The 24,917-nt window shown below is 41.0% G+C and carries 21 protein-coding genes and 1 riboswitch; of the genes, 12 read left to right on the forward strand and 9 right to left on the reverse strand.

Annotated features, from left to right (window positions below):
- The first annotated feature begins 507 nt into the window (after positions 1-507).
- A complete protein-coding gene (typA, locus tag H5163_RS18090; protein ID WP_145237948.1) occupies positions 508-2,331 on the forward strand; it encodes a translational GTPase TypA in 1,824 nt (607 codons plus the stop codon).
- Between the two features lie 483 nt (positions 2,332-2,814).
- Here typA and H5163_RS18095 read toward each other — a convergent pair whose 3' ends face one another.
- On the reverse strand, positions 2,815-3,543 hold the full coding sequence (locus H5163_RS18095) for a CBM9 family sugar-binding protein (RefSeq protein ID WP_182732346.1): 729 nt from the start codon (positions 3,541-3,543) through the stop codon (positions 2,815-2,817).
- 194 nt (positions 3,544-3,737) lie between these two features.
- Here H5163_RS18095 and H5163_RS18100 point away from each other — a divergent pair, with 194 nt between their 5' ends.
- Positions 3,738-4,013 (forward strand): hypothetical protein, encoded by a 276-nt coding sequence (locus H5163_RS18100; protein ID WP_145237954.1) that lies wholly within the window; start codon positions 3,738-3,740, stop codon positions 4,011-4,013.
- Here H5163_RS18100 and H5163_RS18105 read toward each other — a convergent pair.
- Positions 4,008-5,099, reverse strand: a complete 1,092-nt coding sequence (locus H5163_RS18105) for an MBL fold metallo-hydrolase (RefSeq protein WP_182735689.1) — start codon at positions 5,097-5,099, stop codon at positions 4,008-4,010. The two genes, H5163_RS18100 and H5163_RS18105, sit on opposite strands and share 6 nt — an antisense overlap.
- Before the next feature lie 178 nt (positions 5,100-5,277).
- Complete coding sequence (locus H5163_RS18110) at positions 5,278-5,934, reverse strand: DUF2959 domain-containing protein (protein ID WP_145237960.1); 657 nt, start codon at positions 5,932-5,934, stop codon at positions 5,278-5,280.
- An 88-nt stretch (positions 5,935-6,022) separates the two neighbouring features.
- Between H5163_RS18110 and H5163_RS18115 the strand changes: the two genes are divergently transcribed.
- Genes H5163_RS18115 through dtd form a run of 3 tightly spaced genes read left to right on the forward strand, consistent with a single transcriptional unit; the run spans position 6,023 to position 8,327 of the window.
- Positions 6,023-6,916, forward strand: a complete 894-nt coding sequence (locus tag H5163_RS18115) for a virulence factor BrkB family protein (RefSeq protein ID WP_182735690.1) — start codon at positions 6,023-6,025, stop codon at positions 6,914-6,916.
- 32 nt (positions 6,917-6,948) lie between these two features.
- Positions 6,949-7,902 carry an alpha/beta fold hydrolase gene (locus tag H5163_RS18120; RefSeq protein ID WP_182735691.1) on the forward strand — a complete coding sequence of 318 codons (954 nt, stop codon included), beginning with the start codon at positions 6,949-6,951 and terminating at the stop codon, positions 7,900-7,902.
- A complete protein-coding gene (dtd, locus tag H5163_RS18125; RefSeq protein WP_182732350.1) occupies positions 7,890-8,327 on the forward strand; it encodes a D-aminoacyl-tRNA deacylase in 438 nt (145 codons plus the stop codon). The genes H5163_RS18120 and dtd overlap by 13 nt, the downstream gene beginning before the upstream one ends.
- Positions 8,328-8,340: 13 nt before the next feature.
- On the opposite strand, the gene H5163_RS18130 is transcribed toward dtd, so the two are convergent.
- On the reverse strand, positions 8,341-9,030 hold the full coding sequence (locus H5163_RS18130; protein WP_182732351.1) for a spermidine synthase: 690 nt from the start codon (positions 9,028-9,030) through the stop codon (positions 8,341-8,343).
- A gap of 217 nt (positions 9,031-9,247) precedes the next feature.
- Here H5163_RS18130 and H5163_RS18135 point away from each other — a divergent pair, with 217 nt between their 5' ends.
- The gene (locus H5163_RS18135; protein WP_182732352.1) at positions 9,248-10,141 is read left to right on the forward strand and encodes a bifunctional GNAT family N-acetyltransferase/hotdog fold thioesterase; all 894 of its coding nucleotides are present in this window, start codon (positions 9,248-9,250) and stop codon (positions 10,139-10,141) included.
- 54 nt (positions 10,142-10,195) lie between these two features.
- Here the strand turns inward: H5163_RS18135 and H5163_RS18140 are convergent, their stop codons facing one another.
- The 5 genes from H5163_RS18140 to dapA all read right to left on the reverse strand — a co-directional run bounded on the left by H5163_RS18140 (position 10,196) and on the right by dapA (position 15,499).
- A complete protein-coding gene (locus tag H5163_RS18140; protein WP_182732353.1) occupies positions 10,196-11,236 on the reverse strand; it encodes a phospholipase A in 1,041 nt (346 codons plus the stop codon).
- A 290-nt stretch (positions 11,237-11,526) separates the two neighbouring features.
- A complete protein-coding gene (locus H5163_RS18145; RefSeq protein WP_182718986.1) occupies positions 11,527-12,648 on the reverse strand; it encodes a succinylglutamate desuccinylase/aspartoacylase family protein in 1,122 nt (373 codons plus the stop codon).
- A gap of 5 nt (positions 12,649-12,653) precedes the next feature.
- Entirely contained in the window at positions 12,654-13,859 is a 1,206-nt protein-coding gene (locus H5163_RS18150; protein ID WP_182735692.1) for a PLP-dependent decarboxylase, read from the reverse strand.
- Entirely contained in the window at positions 13,859-14,599 is a 741-nt protein-coding gene (locus tag H5163_RS18155; RefSeq protein WP_182735693.1) for a 2,3,4,5-tetrahydropyridine-2,6-dicarboxylate N-succinyltransferase, read from the reverse strand. Before H5163_RS18155 ends, H5163_RS18150 begins: the two co-directional genes overlap by 1 nt.
- 15 nt (positions 14,600-14,614) lie before the next feature.
- Positions 14,615-15,499 (reverse strand): 4-hydroxy-tetrahydrodipicolinate synthase, encoded by an 885-nt coding sequence (dapA, locus tag H5163_RS18160; protein ID WP_145237988.1) that lies wholly within the window; start codon positions 15,497-15,499, stop codon positions 14,615-14,617.
- Positions 15,500-15,631: 132 nt separating this feature from the next.
- Positions 15,632-15,825, reverse strand: a riboswitch (Lysine riboswitch).
- A gap of 190 nt (positions 15,826-16,015) precedes the next feature.
- On the opposite strand from dapA, the gene H5163_RS18165 reads away from it, so the two are divergent.
- The 6 genes from H5163_RS18165 (at position 16,016) to H5163_RS18190 (ending at position 24,812) form a co-directional block, all read left to right on the forward strand.
- The gene (locus H5163_RS18165) at positions 16,016-16,717 is read left to right on the forward strand and encodes a DNA-3-methyladenine glycosylase I (protein WP_182732357.1); all 702 of its coding nucleotides are present in this window, start codon (positions 16,016-16,018) and stop codon (positions 16,715-16,717) included.
- Positions 16,718-16,725: 8 nt separating this feature from the next.
- The gene (locus H5163_RS18170; protein WP_182735694.1) at positions 16,726-18,141 is read left to right on the forward strand and encodes a YdiU family protein; all 1,416 of its coding nucleotides are present in this window, start codon (positions 16,726-16,728) and stop codon (positions 18,139-18,141) included.
- 467 nt (positions 18,142-18,608) lie between these two features.
- Positions 18,609-19,673, forward strand: coding sequence for an OmpA family protein (locus H5163_RS18175; RefSeq protein WP_145237997.1), 1,065 nt, complete (start codon positions 18,609-18,611; stop codon positions 19,671-19,673).
- Positions 19,674-19,950: 277 nt separating this feature from the next.
- The gene (gene acnB / locus H5163_RS18180; protein ID WP_149980473.1) at positions 19,951-22,548 is read left to right on the forward strand and encodes a bifunctional aconitate hydratase 2/2-methylisocitrate dehydratase; all 2,598 of its coding nucleotides are present in this window, start codon (positions 19,951-19,953) and stop codon (positions 22,546-22,548) included.
- A 389-nt stretch (positions 22,549-22,937) separates the two neighbouring features.
- The gene (locus H5163_RS18185; RefSeq protein WP_145238003.1) at positions 22,938-23,570 is read left to right on the forward strand and encodes a 2OG-Fe dioxygenase family protein; all 633 of its coding nucleotides are present in this window, start codon (positions 22,938-22,940) and stop codon (positions 23,568-23,570) included.
- Between the two features lie 9 nt (positions 23,571-23,579).
- Positions 23,580-24,812 (forward strand): cysteine desulfurase-like protein, encoded by a 1,233-nt coding sequence (locus tag H5163_RS18190; RefSeq protein ID WP_182732361.1) that lies wholly within the window; start codon positions 23,580-23,582, stop codon positions 24,810-24,812.
- The last annotated feature ends 105 nt before the right edge of the window (positions 24,813-24,917 follow it).

Raw genomic sequence — 24,917 nt, forward strand, 5'->3', positions numbered from 1 at the left:
GTTGGGTTTTATTTTGCTGCATAATTGCTTTTGCTTTTATAGTAAGCGGCTTTTATGCCATTTTTATAGTGCATTGTTTTTTAAGGTTAAAAAATAAGTTATACATCCAGCTGTTATATGTTTTGCACCATATTGGATCGGCTTGTGATCATTTTGGTGCGTCAGTGTGGTCACTTCTCTTTGGCGCTAAATTGTATAGATTATAAACACCAACATAAAGCTAACTTACTCACCAAATACTGCCAAATTATGACAATAATAGCTAGGAATGAGCAAAATAGTGACAAATTGAAAAATTAAATTAATTAAAATGTCATATATAAAACAGATACTTATTGCAAGTATAAAGAAAGTTTTGAAATATATATTGGATAAACTTTCATCCATGTCATTAATAAGGGATAATATGCGCCCTTTTAAATCCTATGCTGGGACATCTCGTGAAAACGCAGATGAGTGCGTAGATCTTGCAGGATCAATGAGAATTTAATTTCTCTGAGTAAAAATATGAGCATCGAAAAGTTAAGAAATATAGCGATTATCGCGCACGTTGACCACGGTAAAACAACATTGGTTGACAAACTACTTGAGCAATCAGGTACATTAGAAACACGCGGCGGTAACGAAGAGCGCGTGATGGACTCAAACGACATTGAGAAAGAACGTGGTATTACCATTTTGGCTAAAAACACAGCCATTTCATGGAATGACTACCATATCAATATCGTAGACACCCCTGGACACGCCGACTTTGGCGGTGAAGTTGAACGCGTACTTTCGATGGCTGACTCAGTATTACTACTTGTTGATGCTCAAGAAGGTCCAATGCCACAAACGCGTTTCGTTACGCAAAAAGCATTCGCGCAAGGCTTAAAGCCAATCGTTGTTATCAATAAAATTGATAAACCAGGTGCACGTCCTGATTGGGTTATGGATCAAATCTTTGATTTATTCGACAACCTAGGCGCAACTGACGAACAGTTAGACTTTAAAGTAATCTATGCATCAGCAATTAACGGCTGGGCAACATTAGATTTAGACGAGCCATCAGACAACATGGAACCTATGTTCAAGATGATCGTTGACGAAGTATCACCACCGGATGCAGATCCTGAAGGTGACTTCCAAATGCAGATTTCGCAACTTGATTACAACTCATATGTTGGTGTAGTCGGTATCGGTCGTATCAAACGTGGTTCTGTTGCTCCTAACCAACAAGTTACTATTATCAGTGCCGATGGTACTAAACGTAATGGTAAAATTGGCGCAGTACAAAGCTACCTAGGCCTTGAGCGTATCGAAACTGATAAAGCTTACGCTGGTAACATCGTAACAGTAACAGGTATTGGTGAGCTTAAGATTTCTGATACAGTTTGTTTCCCTGGCAACGTTGAAGCATTACCACCACTAAGTGTTGATGAGCCAACTGTAACAATGACATTCTCTGTAAATAACTCACCTTTCTGTGGTAAAGAAGGTAAGTTTGTAACGTCACGTAATATCCGTGAGCGTTTAGACAAAGAATTAGTACACAACGTAGCACTTCGCGTTGAAGATACTGCTAGCCCAGATAGCTTCCGTGTATCTGGTCGTGGTGAATTACACCTAGGTATCTTAATCGAAAACATGCGTCGTGAAGGTTACGAGCTAGCTGTTTCTCGTCCAGAAGTAATCTTACGTACTGTTGATGGCGTTCTAGAAGAACCGTTTGAAACAGTCACAATTGACTGTCAAGATGAGCACCAAGGTTCTGTAATGGAGCAAATTGGTCTTCGTAAAGGCGAACTAACAAATATGACGCCAGATGGCAAAGGTCGTATGCGTTTAGACTTTATGATCCCAAGTCGTGGTTTAATCGGTTTCCAAACTGATTTCATGACGCTTACATCAGGTTCTGGTCTTATGTACCATACTTTCGACCATTACGGTCCGCACAAAGGTGGCGAGATCGGTGTTCGTAAGAACGGTGTAATGATTGCAAATGCAACAGGTAAAGCACTTACTAACGCATTATTCAACTTACAAGAACGTGGTCGCTTATTCATCGGTCACGGTGTTGAAGTATACGAAGGTATGGTTATCGGTATTCATAACCGTGATAACGACCTTACAGTTAACGCCCTTAAAGGCAAGCAGTTAACTAACGTACGTGCATCTGGTACTGATGAAGCGCAAACGCTTTCTCCGCACTTAAACTACTCACTTGAGCAAGCGCTTGAGTTCATCGATGATGACGAGCTAGTTGAAGTAACACCACTAAACATTCGTATCCGTAAGCGTCATCTTACAGAAAACGAACGTAAACGTGCTGGTCGTGCGCCTAAAGGATAATCACCTTATAAATTAAGCTGATTTTAAAAGCCGCTGTATTGCAAAATACAGCGGCTTTTTTGTGGGTGAAAACAAAAGAGCTGTAAGCGACAAGCTGTCAATAATAGCTGCTAGGTTAGAGGTGCTAGGATCTAGGTTAAAAGCGTTCTCATCACCAAGAGGGTGCACAGAAACAGTAAAGTTTAATCAAATCCAGCAATCGTTGCTGTTGATATTATGTTTATTATGAAATGATTCATTAGGTAGTCGCTAGATTTCAAAAAATCTTGCAACATAATCTATCTCTGGGAATAATCTTTTTCCTCTAAAAGCGCAGCGCCTCTTATCCTCTTTGTGAATAATTCACTTAAAGATTTTTTGCACAAAGAGAAGTGAATGAGGAAAGGCTGAAACAACAGATAATGCAAAGCTCCTGCGTTTATTGGGAGTGTATTTTTGGTTGGGTTTCGCTTCGCTCACTCCAACCTGCGCGGCTAACCTCCATCACTTTTTCGGTAATAACGTAACCTTTCCAAATACGCTGGCGTCGATATAGCCTAGGTTGCGGCTGCCATTTACGGGTTGTACTTCATGCGAACCCATAAAGTGCTCACGAATTTTACTGCCGTCGTTATCGCAGTAGGCGAGCATAAAGCCGATTACTTGCTTTGCCGTTAACTTAAGCGGGGTGTTTGGCACACCTTCTTGGAAATCATTCGGGTAGAGCTTAATGGCTACTTCCCATGTGATGTTATATGGGGCGGTACTGTTTCGTTGCCAGTGGCTGATTAAATGATCTGTGTATAAATGGGGTTTTTTATCAGCTCCGAAATCGGCAGCTTGGTTATCAAGACCAATGTGATAGGCAAACGCAGTATGATTGAACTGATGGTTACCGCCAGATGCGTCGCTATCAATAAACACTTCTAAGGCATCATCGTCCCAGTACTTATCGGTAGGATCTGGATGGGTATCAATTAGTACATCATCCACAATATCGGCTTGTAAATACAGGTAGTTTTCATCCCAAAGTAACTTGTAGCGGCCTTTAAAGTCTTTATCTGAGTCAGGCAAGGTGCCATCCATAAGAAAAGGCATAGGCTGCCATTTTGCTTGGTCCCATGCGCTTTCAGATACACCGTCAATAGTAATTGGTGTTGCTGTATGCTCTACATCGATAGCCATAGCGGCGTTGCTCATTAATAGGCCTAAGGTAAGCGCGGCTGTTTTCATCTAATTCTCAAAGTTTCTTATTTTGTTTGTGGTTCAATAGTGACTGAAACAAAAATTGAAAACAACAGACAGAATGTTCAGGTATAAAATTAGTGATAGTAATGGATCGTAAGTGAATACAGTTTTTTACATTTTCTCGCTCAGTTAACAGGTAAAGTAATGGCACTACTAGAATTAATATAAAAGGAATAATTGTGGCTAACGTATTGTTGTTGATTGTGGCTATGTTGTTATCTGGCTGTACTTCGTCGCAAGTAATGAGCTCGGGTTGTGACTTTGTTGTTGGTAGTGCACAAAGTCAGCAACGGCAAGTGCAGAACCACTCGCTTGATAGCTCAGAGACACACCAAACAGCGAATATAATTAATGGTTTTTTTAGTATGTTACTTGGGCCAATAAATCGCTCCCTCGGTGATGATGAATGCAAGACTGAAGAGCAATCGTATCAGTATCCAAGTGTCGTTTTATAGTGCGACACTTTGCCCTTCATTTAAAATATACAGCGGGATTTGTGACTTCATTTCATCATACATATGCAATAAGCGCAGCAATGCAGAATGGCTGCTGTGATCGCCCATCTTCCAACTTGAGTTGCCATAGCCCCAAGGTATCATAACTTTACAGTTAAGCTCCTGTGCGGCTGTTAAGGCATCCTCAGGAGTAGTATGTACATAACGATACCAGTTACCGTTTTCTTCATGGTAGTACGAGGCGATTGGCATTAAGCACACATCGATAGCGCCATATTTTTTCTGTATATCGTTAAAGTGTTTTGAATAGCCTGTGTCGCCTGCAAAAAATAAAGTGCTGCCATTTTGCTCAAGTAACCAGCCATTCCATAAATCTTTATCGTTATCTTCGTAAATAAAGGGCACTAACACACGACTGCTAAAATGATGCGCAGGTAGCGCATGAATGGTTAAATCATCAATTTTAGTTTTTGCATACCACGCCATTTCGCTAATATTAAAACCACCGGTAGGAAAGTTATCTGCCATACCAAGTGGTGTTAAGTAGCGAGGTTTATTACCTATGCTTTCAATGTCTGCTTTATTGAAGTGATCGTAATGGATATGAGAATAAATTACTGCGTCTAGATTGTTAAGTTCGCTTTCGCTAAGCCAATCGCCAGGTTTACGATAAAACCCAGATGCCAGCCGAAAAGCTAAATCAACAGGGGAGTCAAATTGCTCTTTTACTGGGTCAAATACAACTTGCTGGCCGTTAGGAGTGTTGATCATAAACCCGGCGTGACCGAGCCAGCGTACTGTGTAGCCGGTATTTAGTTGTGGTGCTAGTTGCGCGCCTTGATAGAGGCAGTTTTCACCCGGAGTTTCACATACCAAGTTAGCATTACTTGGGTAACAATCGCTTTCGCAGCTAATCGGATAGTTTTTTTTCCCTGGATAGAGGTTGTGGTAGCGCCCAGCCTGCTCACCCTCTTGATGAAGTGGCACAACAGTATCAGCGCCTGCAATTCTTTGCACATTATTGGCAGTGCTACACGCAGCTAATAAACTTGATGCGATAATTAAACTAGCTGCACGTATTTTCATTGTTTAATGTTTTTATAATTTTAATTAGGTAAAAGTGTAGCAAAAATAGCAGATGAAATAACACTTAAAAAGTAACAAGATATAACAACAAAAAAGCCTACATAAATGTAGGCTTTGATTACTCTGCGACTAGCAAACTAGCGCTCTTGATAAGTGACAGGCAAACTCACAGGCTGATTTAGCCTGCTTTACTCATTTGCTCAATAAATTTATTTGAATCAGCAATCGACTTGTTCATGTCATCCATTAACACTTTTATATCGCGCTTAAGATTAGTGAATTCACCTTGAATGGCTGATACAGCTTGTGCATTAAGGTTATGCTTCAAGTATAAAACATTGTCATGCAGTGATGACAGTACCGGCTCCATCTTGCTTTCAGCATTACGCATAGAGCGTAACAGTTTATCAAAGTCACGTTTGGTTGCGGTGAGCTTTTTATTACTTTCACGTTTAAGTGAAGCGTTAGAATATTGTTCTAATTCATCGCTCCATTCTTCAAACAATGCTTCAGCTACATCTTCAACTTTGTTGATGTTATTTGTAACGTCATTAGCAGCCGCAAGGCTAGATTCGTAGTCATCATTGAGTTGGTCATAGGCTGCTTGTACATCTCCACCATCAAAGTTAATCAATGTTGTTAAACGTTCAAGTGCAGATTGGAATTCCTCTTGAGACTCTTCTTGAGACTCTTTAGTTGCTTCTACGCGGTCCACTAAAATGTCACGCTTATGCACACCAACTGATTCCATAGCCGAGTAATATGCAGATTGGCAGCCAGATAAAGCCAATGATAAGGCCAATATTGGTGCGCTGAGTAAAGTCAGTTTTTTCATCGAGATCCCTTTTTAAATCCGTTAGTGCTGTAAATTATGTGGTGGATTGCTATGATAATCAAAACTATTTTAGCAGAAAGTTAACTTTATGAATGAAAAGGTCGCACATTATAAACAGCAGTTGAGGGTACTTATACGTCAGCAGCCAACGTGGTGGATGCAGTATATTAATCGCTGCATTGACGACCAAATTACTGTAAATGCTGGTTATTTAGCCTATGTAACCTTACTTTCATTGGTTCCTTTAATTGCAGTTGGCGTGGCTATTTTCTCGGCTTTTCCTGGCTTTGAAGATACCCGTATTGCTATTGAAAACTTTTTATTTACTAACTTTGTGCCTACCTCATCAGATGTAATTAAAGAGCATATAACGTCTTTTGCAGGTAATGCGAATCAAATGACTGCTGTAGGTATTGGTTTTCTTGCAGCGATAGCATTGCTACTGATCCGTAATGTTGATGCGACGCTGAATCGAATTTGGCGGATTAAAACCAAGCGACCAATGATGATTTCTTTCGCGGTATATTGGATGGTGTTGAGTTTAGGGCCATTGTTATTAGGCGCAAGTATTGGGGTTACTTCATATATTGTGTCGTTAGTATCATTTGCCGATCAGGGGATTCCGGGCTTTAGTGGCTTTTTATTAAAATTACTGCCTTATTTAATTTCTATGGCTGGCTTTATTATGCTCTATACTTTAGTGCCTAATACTCGCGTATCTTTTAAAGCTGCAGTACCAGGTGCTTTATTTGCAGCCTTGTTGTTTGAATTAACTAAAAAAGGTTTTGCGCTTTATATCAGTCACTTTCCTTCATACGAAGTGATTTATGGTGCGGTGGCAACTATTCCAATTTTATTTGTGTGGGTGTATTTGTCGTGGGTGGTTGTGTTACTCGGTGCAGAGTTTACAGTATGTATTGGCCCTAAAAATATCGAAGGTACATCTGATATTATCCTTGATGAGGGCGATGCTAATAAGTAATTCACTGCATCGCTGATAGGAGAGTCGGCATTATGCAGTTATATCCAAATATTACCCCATACCATGATTTTCATTTGAGTGTGGGAAGTGGGCACCAAATTCATGTACAAGAGTACGGTGATCCAGCTGGCCTGCCGGTGGTAATTTGCCATGGCGGGCCCGGCGTGGGTTTGCATGCTGATAATTGCCGTTTCTTTGATCCTACCCGTTATCGTATTATTTTATATAGCCAACGCGGCTGCGGGCAATCAACTCCTCATCTAACAAGCGCTAATACAACCTCAGAACTGGTCGCTGACCTTGATTATTTACGCACTTACTTAGGACTAGAAAAGTGGGTGTTAAGCGGTGGTTCGTGGGGAGCAACTCTGTGTTTGCTGTATGCCATTGAACACACTCAACATGTACATGGGTTAATTTTACGAGGCACGTTTTTGGCTACTTCAGCCGATTTTCAGTGGCTATATAGTCGTCATGGTGCTGCTGCACATTTTTATCCTGAATTATATGCGCGTTTTTCTCAGGATTTACCTGATGTTGCCAGCATTTTTGCGTTTTATCGGCGGCAATTAAATGATGATAATCAAATTAATGCAAATCACTTTGCTAAATTATGGTGCCAATGGGAAAACGTATTAAGCCATGGTAAACAGCAACATCAATGGGGGTTAAGTTCACCACAGTTGGGGCTTAATATGGCGCGTTTAATGGTCCATTACTTTACTGCTCAGTGTTTTATTACTGATAACTTCATTGGTGAACACTATAAAAAAATTAGTAAAATTCCTACTTGGTTTATTCATGGCAGGCATGATTTAGTGTGTCGTTTTAATGCCGTACAGCATTTAGCTGAGCAACTCAACGCACAGTTACTTATTTTAGATGGTGTTGGGCATGGTGTTGATAGTAATGTATATTTAGCGGCAGTGCGGCGTGCAGCCGATCTTATGTGTATCAAATTATCGAGGAATAGATGCAAGGATTAATTCAGCGCGTAAAACACGCAAAAGTTGAAGTGGATGGTCAGGTAATTGGTCAAATTGAGCAGGGGCTTTTATTGTTGCTTGGGGTTGAAAAGCATGATGATCAACAAAGTACTGATAAGCTGCTACATAAAGTTAGTAATTACCGCGTATTTAGCGATGAAAACGACAAAATGAATTTAAGCCTGCAAGATATTCAAGGTGAGTTATTGGTGGTATCGCAATTTACTCTGGCGGCAGATACTAAAAAAGGCATGCGCCCAAGCTTTTCATCAGCAGCCACACCTGCACAGGCTAATGAGCTATACGAATACTTTGTTAGCCAAGCTCGAGTTATGGGTTTAAGCGTAGCAACAGGACAATTTGCTGCGGATATGCAAGTAAGTTTATGTAATGATGGGCCGGTGACATTTAATTTAACAGTGTAGTTAAGGCTAGCAGTTATTTTCTGATCACCACGATGTTGTTGGCATAACCTGGAATTTTTTCGATGCTAGGTATTTTACCAAAAGTGGTGATCAGTAAATGTTCTAACTGCTTTAATTGTGAATCATGCTGAGATAAAAAATTAATAAACAAATAGCCATTTTTAGTTAAAGCACAGCGCAGTTTTTCGTAAAAGCGGTGTTTGTATAAAAATAACGGCGCATCTAATTGGCTAAATAGGTCAAGAATGATCCAATCGTATTGTGGGCCATGCTCTAATACAGCTTCAGCATCAAAACAGCGTAAATTCGATGCATGCTCACCACCAAAAAAACGCTTATAGCAATGAATGATATTCGGATTTTTCTCTACAGAGAGTAGCTGACTATCAGGGTAGGTGTGTTGTAAGTAATTGCGGATAGCACCGCCACCTAAGCCCAGTTCAAGTACGGCGTTTGGCGCTGAGAGTGGTTGCCATAATTGCGCTAAATATTGTAAATGTGGAAACAGCAAATGGCTTGGGCTGCTTTTCTCGACCACTGACTGTAGTGTTTCGTTGATCAATAACCAACGTAACTGCTTATGTTGGCGTACCTGAATGCAATCGGCGCCATATTTGTGCCAATAGAGTAGTTGCCCGATACGGTGACAATCTTCGATAAAGCTGTGCTTTACTGCCCCGTTGTCTTCAAAAAAATGTTCCATAGTTACATCAGCATAGACGAGTCAATCTAAAGTGCCAATATGTCTATCAAGTTTTACAGGTAAAGCAGTTATTTTGCGTTGCTCACCAAAGTCGTATTCCAAGTTTTTATCAGATGGAGTATGGTAGTTTGCAAATAATAACTGACCGCATTTTTAGTTAGATAAACGCATCTTGAATTAACAAGCGTTTGCGGCCTTGGTAGCAACAGGAGTGATTATGTTTCAGGTGACAACACCACAAAGTAGCGAAGATTGGCAAGCGTATTATCAATTACGTTGGCAAGTATTGCGCGCACCTTGGAATGAACCGCGTGGTTCTGAGCAGGATGATTTAGAGCAAGATGCTGAGCATCGCTTTATTAAAAATAAAGAGGGGGCAGTGTTAGGTGTTGCACGACTGCATTTTAATAATCAACAACAAGCGCAAGTCCGTTATATGGCGGTTGCACAAGGTAACCGTAATCAACACATCGGTAGTCGTTTATTGCATGAGCTTGAGAAAATAGCCTGGACTCAAGACGCCGATGAGTTAGTTTTATTCGCTCGTGAACGGGCATTAGAATTTTATAAGCGCCATGGTTATGAATTAAAAGAAAAGGCTCACTTAGCTTACGATGATGTACAACACTGGAAAATGGTGAAACAAAAACCGTCTGAGCCAGGCTGGTTCCGTCATCCTAATTGGACCCAAATTCTGCAAAATACATGGCGCGAATCTATTCCGATCAGCGATGCTATGGGCATTAAAGTTGAAAGTTACACTGATTGGCAATTTACCACCAGTGCAGATCTAAATGCGAACTTAAACTTGCATAACACTATGTTTGCTGGCTCTATTTATAGTTTAGCGACGTTAACCGGCTGGGGCGCAACTTATTTAGCACTCAAAGAAGCCGGGTTTGAAGGTAATATAGTGTTAGCCGATGCTAATATTAAATATTTAAAACCGCTTAATAACGACCCTCGTGGCAGCGTTGATTTAAGCGGTTGTAAAGGTAAATTAGCCGAGTTAGAGTCAGAAGGCAAAGCGAGCTATGTAGTGCCAGTGGAAATCTACGATGGTGAGTTACTGGTTGCTGAGTTTGAAGGTACATTTAAAATTATTAAGTAGTTAGAATTCAGAGCAAACAAAAAATAAGGCCAAGCAATTGCTTGGCCTTAACTTTTATAGTAAATCAGTTAACAATATACCCACACCAATACGTTCTATATCTGCGTTATAATCTATTAAGCTTTCACCGTAACCGTTAAAGTATTGGGCATAGCCTCGTAGTCGGCCCCATAACGGAAATGACCAATCCAGTTGAATTGCACCGCGGTTATCTGAATTTAAATTATTGCGGGTCATAAAGCTAAATTCATGATCATCTAGTCTATACGCGCCAGAAAATTCAAAGTAACCCATGTATTTATAGATATCTGGGTTATCGTCGCCTTTAGCCTGCATAGGATCTTCTTTTCTATCTTCTGGGATGCGGTACCAAGGTTTAAAACTAAATACAAAGCCATCATTTTCCCAAACGAAATTGGCATAAATACGATTCCAAGAACGAGAGTGAGGCTGGCTACGGCCATTCGATTGATGCACGAAACCAACCGCAATCGCCATTTCATCTCCCCAAAGAACATGCTCGGGGTCTAGATAATTAACCCAAAAGATCTCGGGTTCGTAATTAGTTTCACGAAATGGTGATGAAATATCGTCGTTATAAAACTGCCAAAATGATTGCAGTGTAAAACCAAAGTAAACAGCTTGGTCTTTATCTGCAAAATCATTGTATAACGGTACTTTGATTGATAACTGATATTTTATTTCTAAGTTATCAAGTGTTTCGCCTTCGTTGTTTTCTGATAGGTCATTAAGATTGTCAAAAGGTCTGGCATTTGGGTTGGATACATACGACAGCGGTAATATATAATTACGTTTATGTGGAGTGATCACATTTCGGTTTTTTTCACTGACCTGTTCACGGGCTTTGCGTTTATCTAGTACGGTGATCTGCTTACTTTCATCGAGAGAACTACATTTTTCACGTAATTGCGCTAGTGTCATTTCGGCTTTGCCGCCAATGGCTTCATTTAAAATACATTGCTTTACTAGCTCAAGATCATTGTCTTGTTCATTTGTTTTTTCAGCTTGTTCTGATTGTGCAAATGCGGTGCATGAAAGCAGTGTCGTCAGTAGGAACCCGTAGCGCCAAGTCATTATTCTTCCTTTGATAAAGCCAAATAGAGAGTAGCTGTTGTATGTTATTAGTAAATGATAATGGAGTGATTTTCAGTGCAAGAAAATAGCTGAAAATAGATTTTCATTATATTTTATTCAGTGCAGACTTTAACTGAATATCAGTGAATTGTTACTGAACTTAGTTGATTGTGGCGCTTTTTGCCCATAAATACAAAGAAAAAGCGGCCGAAGCCGCTTGTTCAATGCACTTTTTCCAATTGGATAGTCGTGCTCTCACGCAATGAGAAGGGTTGAGCTTGATATAAAAATTAAAGCTCAAATACGTTAGTAAAGAATTTATATAGTTCGGTGCCTTGGTTTACGCTTGCTGAAGCAAAATGCAAAATCGCGATGGCGTCACAATCAAGTGTTAGGGTTTGTAATGGTTGCTCTGCGAGGTAGCGCTCCATTCGCAATACTCTAGCAATCGGCTCGCCAGCTTTGATATGGCCGCCAAGTGGCGCTATATACTCAACCATGCCGCCCATAGGTGCATAGTAAGCAAGGTAATCATTTAAATCACAGCCGTAGCGCTTCATTACTTTTGGCTGATAGGGGGCATCAACGAATACCTGCTTATGATTTAGGTAACTTAAAATACTATTAGCATCATCAAGGGCCGCAGTTAAATCGATTTTTTCTTGGCTGCCGAGTTCGACCGTAAAAGCTTCAACTTGAACATTAAATTCACGCCCTTGTTGAGCTAATGCCTCGGTTAATTGCCACCATGGGCAAAAACTTGCTTCATCCATTGCTCCTGCAAAATCATTAGGGATGATTAATACATGAGGAATATTAAAGTAGTTGGCACTGGCCTTGGCATAATCTGGGCAATATAAATGCTGACTCGAAATGGGGCCTGTGTGTAAGTCGAGCACGATATCAGCTTGGTGTGCCAACTTTTGCAAGTTAAGTGCAATGCGTTTGCCTGTAGTTAGGCGATAAGCTGGACCGCTTAGTTGTTGGTCTACTTCATCAATCAGTGCGGCTTTAAACTCACTTTTTAAGGTTTGCTCATCGGCATCACTATATTGCTCAGCAAATTGGCTCGCGAGCTTACTATTGCAGTGATACATGCGGTTCCAGTTGGTGCCGGTGATTGGATCAAAACGACCAAGGGTGAATTCGCCCGATTTTTGATTGCAACCAATTGGGTTCGCGTAAGGCACCAGGGTGATATCGCCTTTGAGTTCAAGATGCTTAAGCTGCTCAAGTAATTGGTAAATAACCGCATTGCCTTGTACTTCTGCACCGTGCATATTAGCTTGCACATACACACTTGGCCCAGTGCCATCGCCTTTTAAACGATAGACAGGAATTGTGAGCGGTAGGCCGTTGGCAACTTCACCAACTACTATGTTTTCTTGGCTTATAGCTTTAGTCGTACTCATCTCAATTACCTTAAGTAGTAGCTGGCATCTTCAGCTGTGCGAATACAGTTAAGCTCGCCATTTTGTAATGTGTATTCAGCGGCTAGCTCATGACATAAAAAATACGGCATACTTTCGGTAAAGCCGTACGCGCCACATTGGCTAAACACCAGCCAGTCTTGTTCATTTAAATCACTAGGTAATTGGTGTTCACCTAAGCAATCAAGTGCTGTACATAATGGCCCATATAAGCTCATAGTTTGGTATGCAGCAGTTGAGTCTCGTAATAATCGTGCCGGGAAATCTTGGCTGGTGACTGCAGGGCGCAATAAATGATTAATACCGCCGCTTAAGATCACTTGTTGTTGGGCATAGTTAAGTTTTCGCTCAACTACAGGTGTTGCGTAATGACCGCATTCGCCCACAGCATAACGGCCAAGCTCCATCCAGAGTTCTTGTACGCCTGCGGCATTCTTAATGTCAGCTAATGCATCAATGAGCGCATCCCAACTTAAGGTTGGTGCATCAAGAGTGTAAGGAATACCTAAACCACCGCCTAAGTCGAGTACTTTTAAGTGAATACCTAAGTCGTTGGCAAGCTTTGTTAGCGGTGCAATCATTTGTGACCAAAGTTCAGCTAGCTTGTCGCTGCTGAGCATGTTGCCCCATTGAAAAATATGCAGGCCATCAAAGCTAAGCGCTGGGTAGTCGCTAGTATTTAGCGCTTGCCATTCATCACAACCTAAACCAAATGGAGTAAGGCTATCGCCACCAAGTGGGTTTTTTTCCCCTTCAGGCCAGCGTAATTGCACTCGCAGTAATACCTGTAACTGGCAGTTTTGTAAGCTTGCTTGCTCGTTAAGCCAGCGTACTTGATTAAGGCTTTCGGCAACAAAGGTACGTACGCCGCGCGCAATAAAGTGTTTAATTTGTTTTGGGCTTTTGGCAGGCCCTGTATTGAGCACGCGCTCGCTGTTAATACCTTGTGCCAGAACTTGCTCAAGTTCGCCTTTACTTGCTACATCAAAGTTAAAACCCACGTTATCTAAGCTTTGAATGACTTTAGATAATGGATTAGCTTTTACGGCATACCACAGTTTTACCTCAGTTTGCGCCACTAATCGCGTTAAGTGTGCGTTTAATGTATCAAGGTCGTAAATAAAAAATGGTGTATCAAGCGAAGTTGATAGCTCATCAATGGCGGTTTTAACTGGCGTGCTCAAAAAGCTCATTAACGTAAAACCTCTTCAAGCAGCAATGATGCATCACTTTGTTCATCACGGTATTTTACAATTAATGCACACGACATACTTAATCCTTGCTCGCGGGCCCAAGTATTAGAAGCTGGACGAGAGCCTGGAATAACAATCGCGTATTCAGGAATAGGCTCGCCTTTAGCCAGCTGGCGCTCATTAACACAGTCATAAACTGGAATAGTTGCTGATAAGCGTACACCTGGTGCGAGCACCGCGCCTTTTTTCACTACTACGCCTTCAACAATCACGCAACCTGCACCGATGAATGCATCGTCTTCTACCACCACCGGGCTTGCACCAATAGGTTCAAGTACACCGCCTAGTTGTACTGCAGCGCTTAAATGTACATTTTTACCTACTTGCGCACACGACCCCACTAACGCGTGGCTATCAACCATAGTGCCTTCATCGATAAACGCACCAATGTTTACATATGCTGGTGGCATAATAATCGTGCCCTTAGCAACGTGTGCGCCACGGCGAACGCTTGAGCCACCAGGTACCATACGCACTCCAGCATCGGCTGCAAAACCTTGTGGTGCTAAATTGTGTTTATCAACAAAGCCACCTGGAAATTCGGTATTAGTGCCATTTTTAAACGCTTCTAAAATACCTTGTTTTACTGCAACGTTAGCATGCCATTGGCCGTTGTCGTCTTGTGTTGCTGCGCGCACTGCGCCCGATTCTAAATTATTTAGTAGTTCTAACCAGCTCATTATAAAAACCTGTATTTAATGCCAAGATAAAATGGTGTTGTTTGCGTTGTTAATACAATCAGTTTGCGTTAACTCAAGATGCGTCAAAGGTGGACGTAAGTACGGGCTGTTAATTCGCCCTTGTAAATGCATCAATACTTTGACGGGGATAGGGTTTGCGACAGCAAACAAGCTTTGAATGGCTTGTGACCAGTCGGCAAATAAATTGGGGTGTTGACCGCTGAGACTTCGTTTTACAAACTCATGGGTTTGCACAGGCCATGCATTAGCAGCCACAGAGACTAAACCTTTTGCGCCAGCCTGGGCAAAGTAAGGCATCAGTGCATCGTCACCGCTAAAAATAGCTAAATTAGGTGCGACTTTTCTAAAACCTTCAAATTTAGCAATGTCGCCACTGGCTTCTTTGAGTGCCCACAAGTTTTTATGGTCTTTCAAGTTGCTAATTACGGCCGATGGAATATCAACAGCACTGCGCCCTGGTACGTTATAAAGCATGCAAGGATGTTTACTGGTATTAAGTAAGCTTTCAAACCAATGTGTTTGGCCTACTACGCCGGGCTTAGCGTATAGGGGAGTGCCCAGTAAATAGCTATGAATGGGTAACTGATTACAGTATTCAACCCAGGCAATTTGTTGCTTTAGGTTTATACCGCCTACTGCAACCATCAGTGGTACTGTTGGCGTTAATTGGCACACGTGTTCAACAATCGCTTGTTGCTCTTTGAGTGTTAGTGCGAGGCCTTCGCCAGTGCTACCAAGTAATAAAATACCATTGTTAGCCACTTGCTGCTGTGCAACTAACTGATCAAGAGTGGCATAGTCGACTTCACCAGCGTCAGTAAATGGCGTGACGAGTGCCGTCCACAAAGGGTAGTCATTTAAATTGAAGTTATTGATCATCTCTCACGAACTTATAAGTGATTCGAGGAGTTAATAAGCTTTTATGATTGGAGCCACATTAACGTCGTTCGAACGAATAATTCGAAGAGCGAATGGGCTTAATATAATAGGGCGCTATGGCCTTATTACGCTAAGACCAGAAGCTCTCCACCAAATATTTTAACAGCCAAGCTGTTATTGGTGACAGTCGCTGGGATTCAACCCAGTCGCCCGAAGTAAAACTTCACAAAAAGTGTTACTTCTCGGCGTTAATTCCCCTCACGTATGATCACTGGAGTGTGTGCTCCTCACATACGTTACCTGAATAACGCACCTCTTCTAGCCCATGGTGCAAGTTTTATCGTTTAAAACTCACACCTTTAATAGGGGTAATGCGGAAGATTAAAGCATTTTAGCCGTCTAGGTGTCAAGGCTGGATATTTTTAAGTTTATTTTTAGCTGCAATGTGCTCCTGACATTTTTTTACAACGTAAATAGCGTTACAGTAAGCGTAATAACAAGCAGTGGTAGTGAGTAATGGAAAAATTTCAAGATATATATCAACGAGCGGCACAGCGAAAAGGTAGCGAAGTAATGTTACAGCACTTACTTGTTGCCCCTCAAAATGCAAAGCAATTAACTGCTTTACCTGATGATGCATGGCTTGAAGAGTTTACCCGCAAAATTTTTCAAAGTGGTTTTTATTGGTCAGTGATCAACAATAAATGGCCAGGTTTTCGGGAAGTATTTTGGGATTTTAGTGTGGCTAAATTATTAATGATGCCGCCAGATATGCTTGAGCAAAAAGCCACCGATGAGCGAATCGTTCGTAACTTTAAAAAAGTGCAAACGATCCCAGAAAATGCGTATATGATCCATGAAGTGGCAAGTGAACATGGCAGTTTTAGTCAGTTTATTGCAGATTGGCCGAGCGACGATATTATTGGTTTGTGGGGGTATTTAAAAAAGCATGGGGCGCGTTTAGGTGGTAACACCGGCCCTTATGCATTGCGAACCTTAGGGAAAGACACTTTTTTATTCTCGCGTGATGTAGAAAGTTATCTCCGTGCTCATAAGATAATTGATGGCGGTTTACAAACTAAAAAGTCACTTACCAGCGCTCAACATTTTTTTAATGAATTGCAGCAACAAAGCGGATTAAGCCTTCAAGAGCTCAGTTTGTTAGTTGCATACAGCGTGGGCGATAATCGCGTTGGCATACAAACAACCCAAGCCTAAGGAATACTATGAAATTAGTTGCTCGTTACACCCAGATTGCTGATGATTTTGCTGTGGCTGATCAGCCAAGTGCTGTTATTGCTCCAAACTTACTGCTGTGGAACGATACGTTAGCTAGGCAGCTTAATATTGAGGTTGCCACATCAGAACGTGCGGTAATTTTTTCTGGTAATCTTAATAACAGCGATGTTGCTGCTGTGGCATTAGGTTACTCAGGGCATCAATTTGGACATTTTTCACCGCGTTTAGGTGATGGGCGAGCACATTTATTAGGGGCTGTCACTGATCAGCAGCAACAGCTTTGGGACATTCAACTCAAAGGTTCTGGTGCTACGCCATTTTCACGTGGAGGTGATGGCCGTTGCGCAATCGGTCCTGCGGTACGTGAATATATAATGAGTGAGGCAATGCACGGGCTTGGCATACCGACGACACGTTGTTTGGCAGTTGTTGCCAGTGGTGAAACAGTTTACCGTCAACCACCACAACAAGGAGCCATTGTTACCCGCGTTGCTAGTAGTCATATACGTGTCGGTTCGTTTCAGTATTTAGCTGCGCAAGGTGATGTTGCTGGTTTAAAAAATTTAGCTGATTTAGCTATTGAGCGTCATTATCCTGAGATAAAGTCTACGGGCTCTGCGCGTTATTTGGCATTTTTAAGTGCGGTGATTGAAAAGCAAGTTAGCCTGATTGTTAGCTGGATGCGCGTTGGTTTTATTCATGGAGTAATGAATACTGATAATACGCTCGTCAGTGGTGAGACCATCGATTATGGCCCTTGTGCAATGATGAATCAGTTTGATTTTGATACTGTATTTAGTTCTATTGATCGCCAAGGCCGCTATGCTTTTGGCAATCAACCTAATATTGCTAATTGGAATTGTGCACGTTTAGCTGAAAGTTTAATTCCTTTAATTAGCGATGACGAAGAGCAGGCTGTTGAGCTACTAAGCCCATTAATAAATGGTTTTGCTGAGCAGTTTCATCAAGCTTTTACACAGATGTGGGCGAAAAAGTTGGGCTTTGATGGTCATCAAGATGGTGATGCTGAATTAGTATCCGAGTTATTAACTTTACTGAAAACTCATCAGCTTGATTACACCAATACTTTTGACTCCTTAACAGAATCACTGCAAGGTCAGACTGCTATTCCGAGTGACTTGGCTGGTTGGTCTATTAAGTGGTTAGCCAGAACAAATACGCAAAGCTATCAGCTGATGCGCCAAGCCAACCCACGCTTGATCCCGCGTAATCATATCGTTGAAAGCATAATACAGCAGTATGAAAGTACTGGTGAAAGCAGCATGTTAGATGAATATTTAACGGCCTTGAGGTCGCCTTACCAATTGTTGGCAAGCCCTGCATTTTGGTACTCACCGCCTGTCGATATGGACACTAATTACCAAACATTTTGTGGTACATAATAACAGCATCAATTATTGTTATTTGTCGCTGTTCGTAAATTGAACGGATACGAACGAATTGATGCTACTTATTCATCCAGATCTTTAGTTAAAAGCTGTTATTTATTAATAATTATAAGAAATAAATATGCTTAGCTACTTGTTGATTTAAAATTAACCAATATAATGCACCCATTAACTTCAGCATTTAAATTTTTAAAGCCAAATATATTGGAAACGTTGTTTCTGAAATAGTAGTGATAGCAATTACAATGCTGACAATCGATGTATGTGTAAGTTAGGTAAAGTCTTTTATCTGAACTATAATGTAGAGCGCTTTATTCTAATAAATATTTAAATTGCAAAATATATGCATTTAAACGTTTTTGTTAAGTAATGATTAACTAAAGATACGGTACTCTGTAATCAAACTTATTGAGCTAGGGTTTCTTAGCTACAATTTTAATTGTGAAAATGGGAAGGAAACAATGAAATTAAAATCACTTACTATTGCTTTAGCACTAGCTGCAACTAGCGCTTCAAGCTTCGCGGCTGAAAAAGAAGGTTTCTTTATCGGTGCTTTTGGCGATTATTACGATGCTTCATGGGAAAATGTCCGTGGTAGCGCAGGTACTAACGTTGATGATTCAACTGGTTGGGGTGCGGAAATTGGTTATCGTTTTAACGATTACTGGAGCGCGCGCTTAGAATATGCTGATATGGATTTTGACATTTCAAATGTAAATCCTGCTATGAACGCAACAAGCATGGACGGCGATCGTTTAGGTATTGATGGTCTTTATCACATCAACGGCGGCCCTTTCTATGGTATTTTCGGTCTTAAACAAATCGATATTACAGAAAACCTAACTTTTGCTAATGTGGGTGCTGGTTACCAACATTATTTCACTGATAATTTCGCATTTAATGCTGAAACATCTATTTACCAAGGCCTTGACCGTGGTTACACAGATGTAGGTGCTAAACTTGGCCTTAGCTATTTATTTGGTAAGCAAAGTTCAGCAGCTGAGCCAGTTAAAGCTGCTCCAGCTCCAGCTACAGTAGTACCTGTAGCGGTTGCTCCTGTTGATAGCGATGGTGATAACATCCCTGATGCAGATGACCAATGTGCAAACACACCAATGACAGATGCTGTTGATGGAACAGGTTGTACTCTATATGAAGACCGTGAAGTAACTAAGAGCTTGTTAGTAACATTCCCTAACAATGCGTCGGTTGTTGCTGGCAAATATGACAGCGGTATTGAAAAAGTTGCAGGCTTCTTAAAAGAGCACACAGATACAACAGTATTACTTGAAGGTCATTCTTCTGCTGTTGGTAAAGCAGATTACAACAAGTGGTTATCTAAAAAGCGTGCTGATGCAGTTGCTGCTAAGCTAATTGCTGATGGCATTGCTGCAGATCGTATTACTACTGTTGGTCTAGGCGAAGAGCGTCTTAAAAATACAGACAACACACCTGCTGCACACGCGGAAAACCGTCGTGTAGAAGCACACATTAAGTCAATTGAACGCGTGAAAGTTGAGCGTTAATAGCATTTGATTTATTAAAAACCCAGCAATATGCTGGGTTTTTTTATGCCTAATAAAATAGTAATGATTCGCAGTTAATTAACATTCATGTGAATGGTGTTTTCCTTTTTGACTATTCATAGTATTTATAGTGAGTATAAAATTTTGCTTGATTGCATGGACTTTCATCTATATTTAAAAGCTTTATAATTAATCGTCAGAATACTATAAGTATTGAGTAATTTTTCGCGAGAACGCGTATTACTGAATACTTTCACGTCACCAAGAGGGCAATATTGTGCTAGAAGATTATCGTAAACACGTAGAAGAACGTGCCGCGTTAGGTATCGTACCAGCGCCATTGGATGCTCAGCAAACGGCTGATCTTATCGAGCTAGTTAAAACACCACCTGCAGGTGAAGAAGAGTTTATTTTAGACTTATTAGTAAATCGCGTGCCGCCAGGTGTGGATGACGCAGCTTACATCAAAGCTGGTTTTTTAGCCGCAGTTGCTAAAGGTGAGGCAACTTCACCACTAATTTCAAAAGAAAAAGCAGCTGAACTATTAGGCACAATGCTTGGCGGTTACAACATCGCCCCCATGATTGAGCTACTTGACGAAGAAGCGCTTGCGCCAATCGTTGTTAAAGGTCTTGCAAATACGTTATTAATGTTTGATGCATTTTATGACGTTGAAGAAAAAGCAAAAGCGGGTAATGAATACGCTAAGCAAATTATTGAATCTTGGGCTGCTGCAGAATGGTTTACCAATAAACCTGCGGTTGCTGAAAAAATCTCAGTTACGGTATTCAAAGTAACTGGCGAAACAAATACTGATGATTTATCACCAGCACCAGACGCATGGTCACGTCCTGATATTCCATTGCATGCTTTAGCAATGCTAAAAATTGAGCGTGACGGTATTACACCTGATAAAGCTGGTGAAGTTGGCCCAATTACACAACTTGAAGAATTAAAAACGAAAGGCTTACCACTTGCCTACGTAGGTGATGTTGTTGGTACTGGCTCTTCTCGTAAGTCAGCAACTAACTCTGTACTTTGGTTTATGGGCGATGATATCCCGTTTGTACCAAACAAGCGTGTTGGCGGTGTATGTTTAGGTAATAAAATTGCGCCAATCTTCTTCAACACAATGGAAGATTCAGGCGCATTACCAATCGAATTAAATGTTGATGAACTTAACATGGGTGAGCAAATCGATATCTTCCCTTACGAAGGTGTTGTTAAGCGTCACGGTACTGATGAAATTATTTCTACTTTTGAACTTAAATCTGAGGTAATTTTAGATGAAGTTCGTGCTGGTGGTCGTATCCCACTAATCATTGGTCGTGGTTTAACTGACAAAGCGCGTACATCTCTTGGCTTGGGTGCAACTGATGTATTTAAAGTACCAACAGCAACAGAAGTTTCTGATAAAGGCTTCACACTAGCGCAAAAAATGGTTGGTAAAGCATGTAACGTTGCAGGTATTCGCCCAGGCCAATACTGTGAGCCTAAAATGACTACTGTTGGTTCGCAAGATACAACCGGTCCTATGACGCGTGATGAACTTAAAGATTTAGCGTGTTTAGGTTTCTCTGCAGATTTAACAATGCAGTCTTTCTGTCATACATCAGCTTACCCTAAACCTATTGATGTAAATACTCACCATACGCTTCCTGATTTCATCATGAACCGTGGCGGTGTTTCACTTCGCCCAGGTGACGGTATTATCCACTCATGGTTAAACCGTATGTTATTACCAGATACCGTCGGTACTGGTGGTGATTCACATACACGTTTCCCATTAGGTATTTCATTCCCAGCGGGGTCGGGTGCAGTAGCATTCGCAGCAGCAACTGGTGTAATGCCACTTGATATGCCTGAATCAATTTTAGTCCGTTTTAAAGGCGAAATGCAGCCTGGTATCACATTACGTGACCTAGTACATGCAATCCCTTACTACGGTATTAAGCAAGGCTTATTAACCGTTGAGAAAAAAGGAAAAATTAACGAATTCTCTGGTCGTGTACTAGAAATTGAAGGCGTTGAGCACCTAACTGTTGAGCAAGCATTTGAATTATCTGATGCATCTGCAGAGCGTTCGGCGGCAGGTTGTACTGTTAAGTTATCTAAAGAATCTATTTCTGAATACCTAGAATCAAACATTGTTATGCTGAAGTGGATGATCTCTGAAGGTTACGGTGATGTACGTACGATTGAACGTCGTGTTACAGCAATGCAAGAGTGGTTAGCTAACCCAGAACTTATGGAAGCTGATAAAGACGCTGAGTACGCTCATATAGTTGATATCGATTTAGCCGAAATTAAAGAGCCAGTTCTTTGTGCACCAAATGATCCAGATGATGCGCGTCTTCTTTCTGATGTTGCAGGCGAGAAAATTGATGAAGTATTCATCGGCTCTTGTATGACTAATATTGGTCACTTCCGTGCTGCTGGTAAGTTGCTTGATGGCTTTAAAGGTCAATTACCGACTCAGCTTTGGGTTGCTCCACCAACTAAGATGGATAAAGACCAACTTACAGAAGAAGGTTATTACGGTATTTTTGGTCGTGTTGGCGCACGTATCGAAACTCCAGGTTGTTCACTATGTATGGGTAACCAAGCACGTGTTGCAGATCAAGCAACAGTTGTGTCTACCTCTACACGTAACTTCCCGAACCGTTTAGGTAATGGTGCAAACGTATTTTTAGCTTCATCTGAACTTGCTGCAATCGCTGCAATTTTAGGTAGATTACCAACATCTGCTGAGTATCAAGAATATGCTGCGAAGATCAATGCAACAGCATCAGATACATACCGTTACTTGAACTTCCATCGCATGCCTGCTTACACTAAAAAAGCAGACAACGTGATTATTCAACAAGCTGTTTAATTTTAACTCGTTTGTATATGACAGCCTGCTTAGCAGGCTTTTTTATTAGGGATGCTGAAATATTATTCGTATTTAGTTGAGCATTAAGAATGTGGCGCTACAACCTACCTTACCAGCCTGCGACTAAGTTGAACTTGTAGTTGAAGATTGAAAAATAAATATGAGGTTAGTTGGACTCTTTAAGTGTTTTTGTTATTGATGTTTATAAATAGAAATTCCATTGGTCATTTTGTTGTTAGATTAAAATTTCATTATGATGATATTTTAGATCTTAAAATTCTACTTTAACCTTACTTTAATCAAGTAAAGACGCAAAAAATCCCCTCTATTTGCATTAAAATCCCTTCATTATTTATGAGTTAATCCTCTTATTTTTAGGCGAGATTTTTATGACAGCATTAAACAACCAGAACCTATTACAACTTCGCTTTGTAAACCAAGCTCATATTGAGGCTGTTAAGCCATCGTTTGCTAATCTTCCGGCTAACCCGTATGCCGACGGTGCGTTTCGTAAACGCCGCTATTCAGTAATTAAAGTGCAAAATGATGAACTTGTTTTACAAGCCACAAAAGCATTTGTACAAGATGATTCAATCAATACTTTCCAAGGTAATGTTGAGCGCACTTACGAAAATTTAGAGCCGAGTTTATTGGCAAGCGAAGGGATGAAAAGTATCGTCAATGAGTTTCGTGCCATTACCGGTATTAGCGAAGAGCGTGATATTGAAATTCATCAATTTCGTATGCTTGCTATTGAAAGTGATACGCCACCTGCGCCAGAAGGTATTCACCAAGATGGCTTTGATCACGTTTGTATTTGTGGTGTATCGCACGAAAACTTAGAAGGTGGTGAGTTGTTGGTGTATGAAAATAAGCAAGCTGAGCCTTGTTTTAAAATGGAAATTAAAGACGGTATGTTTGCATTAATTAATGACCGTGAAGTTTGGCATAACGCCACGCCGATGAATAAGATTGATGACACAAAAGCGGGTTATCTTGACTGCTTCGTACTGACAGCTTAAGGAATAGCAATGAACTTAACACAATTACGCCGCCAATTTCCGGCCCTAATGCAGCAAGTAGCTGGTAAGTCACCAATATTTTTAGATGGCCCGGGTGGCTCACAAGTACCACAGCCTGTTTTGAGTGCAATGTCGGCTTATTTAGGTTATTACAACTCGAATTTAGGCGGTGCATTTTTTTCGAGTGAAAAAACCGTTGAGTTAATGGCTGATGCGCGCCAAGCGGCTGCTGATTTACTTAATTCCCCATCGCGCGATCAAATTGTATTCGGTGCGAATATGACTAGCCTTACTTTTAGCTTTAGCCGTGCGATTTCTCGTGATTGGCAAGCGGGTGATGAGATTATCGTGACCAATGCAGATCACTTCTCAAATGTATCCTCTTGGCAGCAGGCTGCAGAAGATAAAGGCGCAAAGGTTAATACTGTATTGATTAACGAAGCTGATTGCAGCTTAGATTTAGCGCATTTTACAAGCTTACTGAGTACTAAAACCAAATTAGTAGCCGTTACTTATGCATCAAACACTACCGGCTCTATAAACGACATTAAACGTATTGTTGAAATGGCTCATAGCGTAGGTGCTTTGGTGTATGTGGATGCTGTGCATTATGCGCCACATGAGCTGATTGATGTTCAAGCACTTGATTGTGATTTTTTGGCCTGCTCTGCGTATAAGTTTTTCGGCCCACATTTAGGTATGGTGTACGCTAAGCGTGAGCACCTTGAAGAGTTTAGACCATACAAAGTCGAGCCTGCCAAAGATGTTATTCCTGGGCGCTGGGAAACCGGCACGCAAAGCTTTGAAGCACTCGCAGGTTTAATTGCTGCTGTTGACTACATTGCAGATATTAGTGAGCTTGATGGTAGCTATTCACGCCGCGATAAATTAGCTTCTGCTTTTGCAAAAACTAAACAGCATGAAATGGCGTTAAGTGAGTACTTCCTTACTCGACTAGTTAACTATCCTAAGATCAAACTATTTGGTATTGATGATTTAGATCGTTTAGCTGAACGTACCCCAACTTTTGCTTTAACCTTTGCAGGGCTTGAGCCACGTCAGGTGTCTGAGTTTTTAGGTAAGCAACATATATGTGTGTGGGATGGTAACTTCTACGCTCAGGGCTTATGCAAGCAATTGGGTGTATTGGATACTGGCGGCGTTGTACGCATTGGTTGCATGCACTACAACACCATCGAAGAGCTAGATAAGTTATTTGATTTGTTTGATCAATTACTTTAGAGCTATAAGGCATAAGCTGTAAGTTTTAAGCGACCAGAGCGCTTGGTAAGCCTTGACATAAAATCTGAATTGAGTAGATTTTTGGCTTACCGCTTACCGCTTACC

Source organism: Pseudoalteromonas sp. SG44-8 (genome assembly GCF_014164125.1).
GTDB classification, from domain to species: domain Bacteria; phylum Pseudomonadota; class Gammaproteobacteria; order Enterobacterales; family Alteromonadaceae; genus Pseudoalteromonas; species Pseudoalteromonas rhizosphaerae.